The sequence below is a fragment of the Spirosoma profusum genome, assembly GCF_014699005.1.
Lineage (GTDB): Bacteria > Bacteroidota > Bacteroidia > Cytophagales > Spirosomataceae > Spirosoma > Spirosoma profusum.
Genome location: NZ_JACWZY010000003.1, coordinates 141,353 through 154,215 on the forward strand (window position 1 = coordinate 141,353; position 12,863 = coordinate 154,215).

At 50.0% G+C, this 12,863-nt stretch carries 9 protein-coding genes; 3 read left to right on the forward strand and 6 right to left on the reverse strand.

The window, feature by feature from the left end; translation table 11 throughout:
• Positions 1–44: 44 nt before the first annotated feature.
• Entirely contained in the window at positions 45–1,082 is a 1,038-nt protein-coding gene (locus IC229_RS05255) for an SDR family NAD(P)-dependent oxidoreductase (RefSeq protein ID WP_190885889.1), read from the reverse strand.
• Positions 1,083–1,317: 235 nt separating this feature from the next.
• Between IC229_RS05255 and IC229_RS05260 the strand changes: the two genes are divergently transcribed.
• Entirely contained in the window at positions 1,318–2,130 is an 813-nt protein-coding gene (locus IC229_RS05260) for a LytTR family transcriptional regulator DNA-binding domain-containing protein (protein WP_190885890.1), read from the forward strand.
• A 12-nt stretch (positions 2,131–2,142) separates the two neighbouring features.
• Here IC229_RS05260 and IC229_RS05265 read toward each other — a convergent pair whose 3' ends face one another.
• Entirely contained in the window at positions 2,143–2,616 is a 474-nt protein-coding gene (locus IC229_RS05265; protein WP_223833871.1) for a response regulator, read from the reverse strand.
• A 202-nt stretch (positions 2,617–2,818) separates the two neighbouring features.
• Entirely contained in the window at positions 2,819–7,330 is a 4,512-nt protein-coding gene (locus tag IC229_RS05270; RefSeq protein ID WP_190885892.1) for a CheR family methyltransferase, read from the reverse strand.
• Positions 7,331–7,428: 98 nt separating this feature from the next.
• Between IC229_RS05270 and IC229_RS05275 the strand changes: the two genes are divergently transcribed.
• Positions 7,429–8,457 (forward strand): chemotaxis protein CheB, encoded by a 1,029-nt coding sequence (locus IC229_RS05275; protein WP_190885893.1) that lies wholly within the window; start codon positions 7,429–7,431, stop codon positions 8,455–8,457.
• Positions 8,458–8,469: 12 nt separating this feature from the next.
• Here the strand turns inward: IC229_RS05275 and IC229_RS05280 are convergent, their stop codons facing one another.
• From IC229_RS05280 to IC229_RS05290, 3 genes are all read right to left on the reverse strand, one after another.
• The gene (locus IC229_RS05280) at positions 8,470–8,994 is read right to left on the reverse strand and encodes a hypothetical protein (RefSeq protein ID WP_190885894.1); all 525 of its coding nucleotides are present in this window, start codon (positions 8,992–8,994) and stop codon (positions 8,470–8,472) included.
• Between the two features lie 92 nt (positions 8,995–9,086).
• Positions 9,087–10,124, reverse strand: a complete 1,038-nt coding sequence (locus IC229_RS05285; RefSeq protein WP_190885895.1) for an SDR family NAD(P)-dependent oxidoreductase — start codon at positions 10,122–10,124, stop codon at positions 9,087–9,089.
• Between the two features lie 199 nt (positions 10,125–10,323).
• On the reverse strand, positions 10,324–11,481 hold the full coding sequence (locus IC229_RS05290) for a zinc-dependent alcohol dehydrogenase (protein WP_190885896.1): 1,158 nt from the start codon (positions 11,479–11,481) through the stop codon (positions 10,324–10,326).
• A gap of 292 nt (positions 11,482–11,773) precedes the next feature.
• Between IC229_RS05290 and IC229_RS05295 the strand changes: the two genes are divergently transcribed.
• The gene (locus IC229_RS05295; protein ID WP_190885897.1) at positions 11,774–12,847 is read left to right on the forward strand and encodes an NAD-dependent epimerase/dehydratase family protein; all 1,074 of its coding nucleotides are present in this window, start codon (positions 11,774–11,776) and stop codon (positions 12,845–12,847) included.
• The last annotated feature ends 16 nt before the right edge of the window (positions 12,848–12,863 follow it).

Here is a 12,863-nt window from a genome sequence, read left to right on the forward strand (position 1 = left end):
GCATGACAAAAAACTCGCTGACAAAAACTGCTCACCAACAAAAATCATTCGTTATTTCTCTTGGCAGCCTCATTAGTCAATTTGGTCAGGAAAGATGATGAAAGGGCTGTTTCGCTGGCGATGCCCGTTGTTGGTTGTTCGCCGATGCCGCCCGGATTGGGCAACAAGGTGTTTACAAAACCCATGATTTCAGCCAGTAAACCCGGCGCTACACCCTGAATGGCACTGGCAAGTTTGGCGGGCCCGCCCAAAATGCGTTCAGCTTCCCCGTAGCGACAGGCTTCTACAATTTCGCGGGCTGCCTGTGCAGAATTCATCGTGAATAAAGGTATAGAGTCGGCGATTTTAAAGGCTGCGTACTCTTTGCGATGTTGCCCTTTGAACGTAGCGTTACGTGGGCTACCAGTACGCATCAGGCCGGGACAAATCGTCGTTACGTAGATGCCGTATTCTTGCAGGGCCGCTCGCAAGCCCTCCGAATAACCAACCATCGTGAATTTACTAGCCGAATAGGGGAGTAGGTGCGGTACTGAAATCTTACCCCCGACCGATGCAATGTTGACGATACGTCCTGAGGATTCACCCCGTTTCGCACGTTCCAGCATTTGCGGTAAGGCTGCGTTGATCAGGTGAAAGGCGCCCCAGAAATGCGTGTCCATCGCTTCCCGGAAATCAGTTTCTGTTACGTGCTCAAAGGGTGATACGCTGATGACTCCCGCGTTATTCACCAGTACGTCGATTGGCCCGACTTCCTGCCGAACAGACTGAATAAACCGCTCAGCCTGTGTCTTATCGGTAATATCACAAACCTGTGTAAATACCAATCCACCCGAATTTTCTAATTCCTGTTGTGCATAGGTAAGCTCATCGGCCTGCCGCGCACAGAGCGCCAACGTAGCGCCCTCGCGTGCAAATAGCCGGGCCAGTTCGAGGCCAAGCCCACGCGAACCGCCCGTAATGACTACCGTTTTCCCCCGAAAATCGAACTTGCGTTTCTGAGCCAGGGCGGCTCTGATGGAAGCCAGTGAGGCAAGTCCGGCTACGGCCCAAAGGATGGTTTTGGTTGAGGTCGACAGGCGCATAAGATTTCGCTACGTTGATACTACATAACCGACCGTGCGCCACAAGGTTTAGGGCTGGTCTGATAGAATGAAAACTGTTTAGGCAATGGGCGGACCGTTTCCTCATCATTTGCCTCATCTGTTAGTTGACCAAAACTTAGTCAGGAGAGGGGTGTTACGTTTATGTATTCGTACAGAAATAGTCAAAATGCACGTAGCTCCTGACTTCTAGTGTGTTACGTAGTCCGCAAGTTCCATGAGTATTATTAAACCTGCCCTGCTTCATCCCGAACGAATCAATCATCTGTCGGGAGCCAATAATTATAGCTGGATACATTTTCGGGATGGCGAAAAAAAGCTGCTGGCAAAGCCGATCAGCTACCTCGAATTGCTGTTACCTGATTTCATACGGGTACATAAAACCGCTCTGCTCAATCCGGCCTTCATTACAAAGCTTTATCAGCCTCCGCGCCGAAAAATGTCGGGAAAGGTGTATATGGATACGGGCGACGTGTTTCCAGTGAGTCGACGTCGCTTACAAACGGTTATTGATTTATTGCAGAGACGGGACGAAGCAGTTACTCAAATCGGCGTAATTCGCGAAACCTCGGTTGGGTCTGAACCAGAGGCATCCACTACGGCATCGGTATTTCTGGTGACCGAGGATGAGAATATCACGCCGTTACTAAGCCAGATTGTCACCAGTAGAAAATTCGAGCATCAACTTCACGTATCCAGAACCAGTACGTCGATTCCTGACCTGCTGAAGCCATTGCCGTTACGTGACTATCCATCATTACTTTTCTTAGACGCCCGAACTGCCATGCTCGAACGGCTGAATACGCTTCAACGGCTGAGAATAGATAAGGACCTTTGTCGGATTCCGGTTATTCTGATCGTGTCGCCGACCGACCAGCAAATCATTAATGGCTATCAGCACCAGGCAAACTCGGTTGTTACGTTTCCAGCGGTTTATCCTCAGATGGAAAGTACGCTGGAACGTATCTGTCAGTTCTGGCTACGTATCGTGGCGCTGCCAAACGCAACCACAACCGGAATGGTGGCGTAAAAGGGAGGATTTCTATAGTGAAAAATGGACGGGGGGTAGCGAAACGGTTTCCCACCAGTAGGTGCGTAATTCCCCAAAAAAATTGATCCAGCCCGGAAAATCGACTGGTTTGACCAGATAAGAGGCACTCCCAAACTGATAAGCTTCTTCAATGTCGGCGCGGGAGCTGGATGAGCTTAAGATAACCACCGGAATGCGGCTACAGGCTGATGGCAATTGCTTGATTTTTTTCAATAACTGCCAGCCATCCTCGCGAGTGGGTAAATATAAATCCTGTAAAATCAGTTTAGGTAGTTCCCATTCCTGCAGGCTCCACTCGTTCAGTAAATCAAGAGCCTGCTCGGGCGTTTGAGCGAGTACAGGTTTAACTTCGGGAAGAACCTGCTCCAGCGATTTTTTAATAAGCAGCCAATAATCGGCATTGTCTTCAACAACCAGCATTTTCGCATGGCTGAGGTTTCTGTTGGTTTTGTCAAACGTATTCATGGGCATAATAAGTTGAGGAAGGTTGATGAATTGCTTACTACTAATCAGTTAACTAGTATTAATCCTGAACCTAGTGTATAAAAATAATATTGGTTGGTAGCTACATAATAGAACAATGAACAGTTTTGTTTTTGAATTATTTAACAAAATATATCAAGTTAGTAGAGAAGAGAAGCAGTAGTTGACCGCTGACGTGGGGTAGCTAATACGTTTTGGGAAACGATAATTGAAAACGGGCACCAACGCCTGGGCGGCTGTCAATTTCCTGCTGACAATCCAGCAACTCGCACAACTGGCGTACGATCACCAGCCCAATTCCCTCGCCAGATTTTGTATGTACGCTCTCCGGCAAACCCGGCCCCGTGTCCTGAACGATTAGTTGCCAGGTATCGGCAAAGCTTTCCCAACGTACTGTAACACCCCCAGTCTGCGTATACGTTAAGCCGTTTAGAATCAGGTTCTGCGCAATTCGGTTAAGTTTAACGGCGTCTGTTTCGATGATGAGGCTTTTATCGCCTTCGGTACGTAGCCAAAGTCCGCGTTCATTGGCCAGCGGACGGGCGCTCTCGACGATTTCATTCAGTAGTTCGGCTACGTCGACGGAAGCCAGATGGCGTTCTTCCTGCCCCGCTTCCAGACGTGCTACGTCCAGTAATTCAGTGAGCATCTGCGTGGCCTGCCGTAGATTCCGTTGAAGCATCGACAGCATCTGACCCCGTTCTTCCTCGCTGTTGGCTATGTCGAGCAGACCGGCGGCTCCCTGAATGATACCGAAATTACCACGCAGGTCGTGTGACGTACTACGTAAAAACTCGCCCCGCTCTCGAATTTGCTGGCGCAACTGCGTCAGTACGTGAATATTTTCGTTCGATTTCTCCAGTTCGTTCAGTAGTTGCCCCTGCTGTTCTTCCGCTTTTTTCAGCGCCGTAATATTCTGGCTGGTTAGCACGACGCCGTCGTCATATTTAACCAGTGTACGAAGCATCCACTGATCAGTATCGGAGAAATAGCGCTCTTCCTGAAAAGGTTTGCCGGTTTTCAGTACGTTTCGGATGTTGTTTATTGTGTTCTCCATCCACAACTTATCCATTATCCGCAACACCGAATGCCCAGCCAGTTCCTGAAGGGAGAGCTTTACATCCTGGGCAAATACCTTGTTGCAAACGGCCATGGTGAAGTCAGTTACCTGTTCGGCCTGGTGAACAGGCTTCAGAAAGCAAATGGCGGTAATGGAGCTGTCGAGCACTGCCTGCAGGTGATGCGCTGTCTGCTGAATCTGAACCTCAGCCTTTTTTCGGCGGGTAATGTCTTCGGTAATGACAACCAGAATATCGTCGAGCCGGCTGGCCATGAAGTGAAACCAGTGGTGCATGCCTTCACCTTCATAAAGCTGCTCGAAATCGGCGGGCTCTCCTGTGGTTGCTACGTGTTTAAACCGGTCCAGCACACCACTGGTGATAACGTTGGGGAAGGATTCTGTATAGCGGGTTCCGATATAGTTGCCACCACCTACCGTTTTCAGGGTGAAATCATTGAAGAATAGTACTTCAAAGTCGTCGATACGTCCGTTGGCATCGAAGGCGTTTTTCATCACGGCAATTGAGAGCGGTGCCGTATTGACGACCGCCTGGAACAAATCGTGGCTCTGATCCAGTTCATGCGTCCGTTCCTGCACGCGCCGGTCCAGCTCCTGGTTCATCTCTTTTTGCAGGTGTACATCCGTCGAACTGCCAATGTAGCCGTTAAATTGCCCATCGATGCTAAACAGCGGCTGCGCGTTTTCCATCATCCAGCGATAGTCACCGTCGTGCCGCCGTAATCGATATTCGGTACTGAACCCCTGCCGGGCTTTGTAGCTCAACGTGAACATCGCCTGATAAACGGGCTGGTTCTCGGCGTGTAACGAACCAACGATACCCTGCTGCTGCATATCCTGGATGGTTCGACCGGTGTACTGAAGCCAGGCTTTGTTCAGAAACGTAAATTTTCCGTTTGCATCGGTTACCCAGATGAGGGTTGGCAGGTTGTCGGCAATCTGATGGAACCAGGCTTCGCGTTCGGCCAGAAGCAGTTGCGCCCGACGGCGTTCGGTGATGTCTTCGATGGCCAGCAGAATGGAATCCTGCTGACGTACTACGCGCCGGGCATTGAGCGACAGCGTTTTATTGCCAACTTCCGACGATACGTAGGTCATTTCGTAGCCCTGAAACGGCACATCCGACGTAATGATGTCGGTGAGTTTGAGCCGAAGTTCGGGAATGTCCCACTGGCGGTTGCCCAGTTCGTAAATAAGTCGGCGTTCGGGTTCGCCCTCGCTGATTTTAAAGAGCCGGTAAAACGCCTGATTCGCGCTTTTGATACGTAGGTCGGCGTCGAGTACCAGTGTGGCCTCGCGAATGGTTCCGAAAATATCTTCAGCAAACTGATGCGCTTCCGACAACTGATCATTACGTACCTGCAACTCCTGATTGATGGTCAGCAATTCTTCATTCGTCGACTCAATTTCTTCCTTGCTGGTTTCCAGTTCTTCGTTAATACTCTGTAATTCTTCGTTGCTGCTGATAATTTCCTCGTTGGCCGACTGGAGCTCTTCGTTGCTGGCTTCCTGACCTTCAATAATCGAGCGCATATCTTCGCGCAGATTGGTTATTTCGGCTTCCAGCTCTTTAATCCGACGGTTTCGGGCAACAGTGGTACGTATGGTAGGCGCCACCGTCGATTCTACTTCCTCGAAGATAATCAGAAATAGCCGCTCTTCGCCGATGGTGTCGATGGGTACGGCTTCGATGGCAACGTAGTGAATTTTACTTTTTATTTTTATTTCCAGTCCGCTTTTCCTGACTGCTTCGCCTGATTTCTGCGCTTTGTGGACGGCGTTACGTAGTTCGAAAACCAGCGATGGACGGGCCATTTTAAGCAGATTCAGACTGGCTTTGCCGGGGGACGGTTCGAGGAAAAGCCCCGTAGAACCCCGAAACTGAAGAATCTCGAGATCCTGATTGACCACCACGCTGGCCGGTACGTACTGGCTCAACAGGAGGTTATCGATCATTTTGTCGAGATCAGAAACCTTGCCTCCCCAACGCTCCTGTCCTAACCCGGCACTACGTTCGGAGGGAGTTTCTGGCGGTAGGTCCGTTTCGCCTGATTTAGTGGGTCGGTTCGTTACCCGATCAGTGTCTGGCTGGCGGGGCGTCATGGTGAACGTAGTACGGCTGTCTACGTCGTTTTTTCGGGCAAAAACCTTATAATTTTTTTCAAGCTGCGAAAACAACTTGGCCGACGTACCAACGGTTTCGGATTTACCAAGAATCAGATATCCGTTCGGATTGAGGGCGTAGTGGAACGTAATGATGGCCTTCCGCTGGAGGGTGATATCCAGATAAATGAGCAGGTTTCGGCAGCTGATCAGGTCGACGCGTGAGAAAGGCGGATCTTTCAGCATGTTGTGTGGGGCAAACACGCACAGATCCCGCACCGTTTTGTTGATGCGATAATGGTCGTCTACTTTGGTGAAGAACCGTTGCAGCCGCCGGGCCGATACGTCCATTACCTCACCGCGCGTGTAGCTGCCCAGCCGGGCTTTGGCAACCGCCGACTCGCTCAAATCGGTTGCAAAAATCTGAATGGTACGGCTGATTGACCGGTCGCCGATCACCTCCATCAGCAGCATAGCCAGCGAGTAGGCTTCCTGCCCGGTTGAGCAGGCGGGCACCCAGATACGTATCGGGTCCTGCGCGTGTTTTTCCCGAACCAGTTGCGGTAACAGCACTTTCTGGAGATAATCCATGGTTTCGGCATCCCGGAAGAACGTTGTTACGTTGATGAGCAAGTCATCGTAGAGCAGGCTGGCTTCTTCGGGCTGCTGACGCAGGTAGTCGGCATACTCGCGCAGCGAATCCATTTTGTAGAGCAGCGTCCGCCGAATGATACGTCGGTGGATGGTCGTCATTTTATAATGGGTGAAATCGACGCCGGTAGCCCTACGCAGTATCTGGATGATGCTACGTAGGTCTTCACTAGTTTCCACCGTGGAATCATTCAGCAACGACTCCATACTTTCGGCTTCCTGCTGTTCAGTATGGATAGTTTGCTGAAACACCGCCGATTGTTTACCGAGTCGTTCGAGTTCCTGAGCGATTTCGGCCGGAGGAAGTACCCGGTCGACTACCCCTTCGGCAATGGCCGACCGGGGCATACTCTGAAACTGGGCCGTTTCGTCCTGCGCAAACGTAATGCCGCCAGCCGCTTTGATGGCCCGGAGACCGAGTGTTCCGTCGGAAGCCGTTCCCGACAGCACTACGGCAATGGAACCTTCTTTCTGCCGCTCGGCCAGCGACAGAAAAAACTGGTCGATGGGCATGTGAATGTCACCACGGAACTTACGCGGCATCAGCGTCAACACGCCATCGAATACTTCCAGATCGCGATCGGGCGGAATAATATACAGGTGATTGGACTCCACGCGCATCAGGTGTTCGGCCTTACGGACGATCATGGGCGTGACCCGACCCAGAATATCGACCAGATGGCTGTCCTGAGTTGGGTCGAGATGCTGAATGTAGACAAAGGCCAGCCCGGTAGTTGGCGATAATTGCTCAAGAATCTCAGTGATTGCCACCAGCCCGCCTGCTGATGCGCCAATGGCAACAATCGGGACACTAGATGATGAACTTAGCTCTGTGGAATCGGATGGAGTTTGCTTTTTTGCCATATGGGAGGGCTGTTGCTAAACTAAGCAGCCATATGGCGGTTTAGATAGTACGATTGGATTGACCAATTACCTACATAAAGTTAAACGATATATACTTAATGGCAAAACGAAATATTATCGTTATAGGCGCGTCGGCTGGCGGGGTGTACGTGCTGAAAGACCTGGTTGCGGCCTTACCGGCCGACTTCGGGGCGGCCATTTTTGTGGTATTGCACGTTTCTCCGCACTCGCCCAGCTACCTGCCCGAAATTCTTGCCCACGCCGGAAAACTTACGGTTTCTCATCCAATAGATGGCGAACTGGTTCGTCCGGGGCATATCTACGTAGCACCACCCGACCACCATATGCTGGTTGAATACGACCAGGTTGTGGTGAAGAAAGGCCCAAAAGAGAACCGGTTTCGCCCGTCGATTGATGCCTTGTTTCGGTCGGCGGCTTATACGTACGGGCCACGGGTTATTGGCATAGTGTTGACCGGTTTACTCGACGATGGTACGTCGGGCATGTGGTCGGTGAAGCGGCTCGGTGGACTGACCATCGTGCAGGAGCCCGACGAAGCCATGTATTCCAGCATGCCCGATAGCGTATTGAATAACGTAGAGGTCGATTACCGGGTATCCGTTGCCCAAATGGCTACGTTGCTCACCGAGCTAATCCAGGAGACGGTAGCTGATAAGTCGGATTTGCTGCCTGAGGAACAGGAGCTGATGGAAGCCGAAGTAAATATCGCGGCTCAGGATAGTGCCTTCGAGCAGGGTATCATCGATTTGGGTGAGCTAACGCCACTCACCTGTCCCGAATGCAGCGGTGCCCTGGTTAGCATTAAAGAAGGCAAACTGATACGTTATCGCTGCCATACGGGCCATGCGTTCACGGCGAACACGTTACTGGCCGAAACGACAAAAGTTGTTGAAGAGTCGTTCTGGAAGGCGATACGTAGTCTGGAAGAAACCGTGATTCTGCTCGAACAGTCGGGAAAACAATTTGCCGAAGGCGGCAATATGGAAGCGGCCGAACAATTTTTGTCGAAGGCCCAGGAAACCCGGAAACGAGCCCAGCTGGCACACGATTTTGCGTTTCGGCAGGAGCAACTTAGTAAAGAGTCTGTTTTGTTGCCGGATAAGTGATGAGACAGTTAATTACTTTAATTTCGTCTCCAAAGCGTATCGATCAGTCAATGCTCTTGCTATCAGATGCTGATAATTGACGATGCTTTGTTCGTAATGGCGAATGAGTTTGTCTTTTCGAAAAGGCGAAAGTTGAAGATCCTCTGTTTGTTGACGTAGTATTTCAAAATGGTGAATTGATGTCTCAAATATGGTGATCTTTGTATCGCAAAGTTTGATGCGTTGACGAGTAAGCTCCTGACGTAGCAACGCCGAGTCATTCGCCGGACGTCGTGGTTTTTTTAAAGGTGGGCTTTTTAAGGCTTGTTTCCACTGTTTTTCCAATTTTCGGATGGAGGCTGAGATAGGTTTGCCGTCGAAAGCTTCACCCGGCAATTCCGTACAAGTACTGTCTTCATGAATAAAAGCCTGCACAATCGTGTGGCCTTCATTCGCAATAAGGTTCAGGAAATCGAAGGCCTCTTCCAGACCAATCAGTTCACAGCAAAATTCTCTCCACCGGGCTTTTTCATCAAGTGCTGTAAACGATAGAAGCATAAAATTGAGTCTATAAAAAGAGGATGGAATCAAAAGTAAAAAAAACTTCCCGAAAGCCGTAGTTAAGACTCTCGGGAAGTGAAACGGTTACTTTAAGCAAATTGTTCTTCGGCCACTTCCTGTGCTTTCTGATAAACTCCTTTTACGGAATCGGCTGCATTACCCAGCGCCTTTTTGGCCGCTTTACCAGCCTGATTAGCCTTGTATCGATAGCGCATCCGGTCGTAGGAACTTGTCTGGCGATACGTCAGGAATAACCCCGCTACCACACCGGCCACCAGCCCAAGACCAACTGCAAATTGCTTGCCACGTTCTTTTTGTTGGTCTCCCGACTCGTCTTTAGGAGCCATATCTCTTCGCGCATTAGCGGCCAATAGTGGGTCGGGAAGTATGTGTGCAACCGCTACGCGAGCTTTGTTCATCCAGCCTGCCACTACGTGGTCTTTTCCCTGCATCAGCGCTTCGTAACCTTCTTTCGCTACGTCGGCCGGATTCGCGGTTTTGGCCGGATCGGCTCCTTTAATGTCGGATGCGCCCGCAACGTTGAAGAAGTTGGTGTTCGTAGCCCCCGGCATCAATACCGTAACCGTTACGTTCGTACCCTGCAATTCGTTACGTATCGCTTCCGAAAACGATTTGATAAAAGCTTTGGTGGCGCCGTATACGGCCATCATCGGGTTCGGCACAACTGAAACTTCGGAACCCAGCATCAGAATTTTACCATCCTGACGGGCTACCATGTCTTTCACATATAATTTGGTCAGGTGCATCAGCGCTACGGCGTTCACCTGTACTACGTTCAGTTCTTTCTGTAAATCGGTTTCGGTAGCAAACTGACCGTATTCGCCAAAGCCCGCGTCGTTCACCAATACGTCGACCTGAATGCCTTTCGACTGGGTTTCGGCGTAAATTTCTTCGGGGGCGTTGGGATCAGCCAGGTCTTTCTGAATAATCACGGTTTCGGTGCCGTACTGATTTGTATGCGTATTGGCGAGTTGTTCAAGCAACTCGGTGTTACGTCCCACTACGACTAGTTTGTAGCCGTCTTTAGCGAATAAGCGGGCGAGTTCGCGGCCAATACCACTGCTGGCACCGGTAATCAGTGCCGTTTTTTTTGTTTGATTTTCCATTGTTGAGTTATGTGAGTTCATTGTTGTAATGCTTCAAGCTGCTTCGTCTTTCAGGAGCGTTTTTGTCATGCTGAGGAACGAAGCATCTTAAAGCATCCAAACTAGCCAGTAGGAAGATTATAAGATGCTTCGTACCTCAGCATGACAAAAACTTCTCTGAAAGACGAAGCAGCTTCTAAATACAACCACAGGATTGTTCTCAGGGTTTTAGAACCACCTTCGTGCAATCGTCCTGTTTGTTTTTGAACATATCGTAAGCCCGCGACACTTCCGACAGGGGTAGAATGTGCGAAATGATGTCATCGAGCACTACTTTTCCCTGAACCACAAGGTCTAAGAGATAGTCGATGTTTTTGTGGACAAACGACTGGCCGCTACGTATTGTAATGCCTTTATCGAAGACGCGGCCGATGGGGAAATTATCGGTAGGGCTGCCATACACGCCAACAACGGAAACAATGCCGCCCCGACGTACTGCCTGAAAACATAGTTCCAGTACTTTGGTCGTACCTTTTTCGAAATTGATAACGGCTTTTGCTTTCTCCAATATGGTTCGGTTGGCTTCCATACCGACTGCATCGACGCAGAGATCGGCCCCCCGACCGTTGGTCATCTGGCGGATCGCTTCTACTACGTCGACCTGATCAGGATTCAGCGTTTCGACCTTATTAACTCGCCGGGCGCGTTCGAGTCGGTATTCAAGCGGATCGATGGCAATGACCCGACCAGCTCCCTGAATCCAGGCTGCTTTCTGAGCCATTAGACCTACGGGGCCTGACCCAAATATGGCTACGGTTTCGCCCCCTTTCAATTCGCCCCACTCGATTGAGCTCCAACCGGTCGGGAAAATATCGGTCAGAAACAGGACTTGTTCATCTTTTAGCGTTTCTGGTACGTGGCGCAGGCCATAATCGGCATAGGGTACCCGGACGTACTCGGCCTGACCACCATTGTAGCCGCCATAAAGGTCCGTATAGCCGAAAAGAGCCCCGCCTTTTTCGGAAAGAAGCCCGCCATCGGGACCATAATGTTTGGTATTCGATTCTTCGCACTGCATCTGCAAATTGTGCTGGCAGAAGAAACACTTCCCGCAAGCAATCGTAAACGGCACCACTACCCGGTCGCCTTTTTTCAGATTTGTTACGCCCGAACCGACCTCTTCTACGATACCCATAAATTCGTGCCCAAGCACTTCGTTCTGAAGCTGCGGTATGAATCCGTCGTAAATATGTAAATCAGAGCCACAAATGGCTGTCGACGTAACGCGGATAAGGGCATCACGCGACTCTTCGATACGTGGGTCATCCGTGTTTTCGATGCGGATGTCGCCAATTTTGTGAAACACAGCTGCTTTCATACAGGAGATAAAAACGTTGAGAATACAATCAGATAGCTAACTTACTGTTACGTGGAAGGTTCTGAAAAAACGATTTAACAGATCAATTAGAGAGGCTATGGGTTAACGTAACGCAGCCGGAACTGATGCCAAAAAAATGTTCAGCCGTTCACTAAAAAGCTAGGCAATGTTCGGTAAACCGATTGATCAAACGCACTATGCGTCGGTTTTTTGTGTTACTTTGCTCAATAAAACCACTCTTGCAAAAGAGTATTATTTAAATAGACAAGCGGCTCTATACGCGAAAAACACGATGAAAATTGCATTAGTTACGGGCTCGGCCGGTCTGATAGGCAGTGAAGCCGTTGCCTTCTTTGCGGATAAATTCGACCTTGTGGTCGGTATTGATAACAACATGCGGCAGTACTTTTTCGGGGCCGATGGTTCGACCGAATGGAACCGGAACCGGCTAGCCGAAACCTACTCGAACTACCAGCACCGCACTGCCGATATCCGGGAAGTGCCTCAACTGGAAACCATTTTCCAGGAATTTGGCACCGACATTAAACTGGTGCTGCATACAGCCGCTCAACCCAGCCACGATTGGGCAGCCCGCGAACCATTCACCGATTTTGGTGTAAACGCTGTTGGTACGTTGAATATGCTGGAAATGACCCGCCAGCATTGCCCCGAAGCCGTGTTTATTTTCACGTCGACGAACAAGGTATACGGCGATAATCCCAACTTCCTGCCGCTGATTGAAACGGAGACGCGCTGGGAAATCGATCAGAACCACCCGTATTTTGCCAACGGTATCGACGAGCACATGAGCCTCGATCATACCAAGCACTCGGTTTTTGGTGCGTCGAAAGTGGCTGCTGATATTATGGTGCAGGAATACGGTCGTTATTTCGGCATGAATACGGGCGTTTTCCGTGGGGGCTGCCTGACGGGGCCCAATCACTCGGGAGCGCAGTTACATGGGTTCTTGTCGTATCTGATGAAATGCGCCATTACGGGCAATCAGTACACGATTTTCGGCTACAAAGGCAAGCAGGTTCGCGACAACATTCATAGCTGGGATTTAGTGAATATGTTCTGGCATTTCTACCAGAATCCGCGTCCGGGCGAAGTTTATAATGCAGGTGGTGGTCGTTACGCTAACTGTTCGATGCTCGAAGCCATTGCGCTTTGCGAAGAAATTTCGGGTAATAAGTTCAATTACCAGTACTCCGAAACCAACCGGAGCGGTGACCACATCTGGTATATTTCGGATCTGACCAAATTTAAACAACATTATCCGGGCTGGGACTGGACTTTCGATTTGAAAGAAACCATGACCCAGATTCATGATAGTATGGCAGCCCGTCTTCTACCAACTACCTAAGCGTCACTAGTTTAGT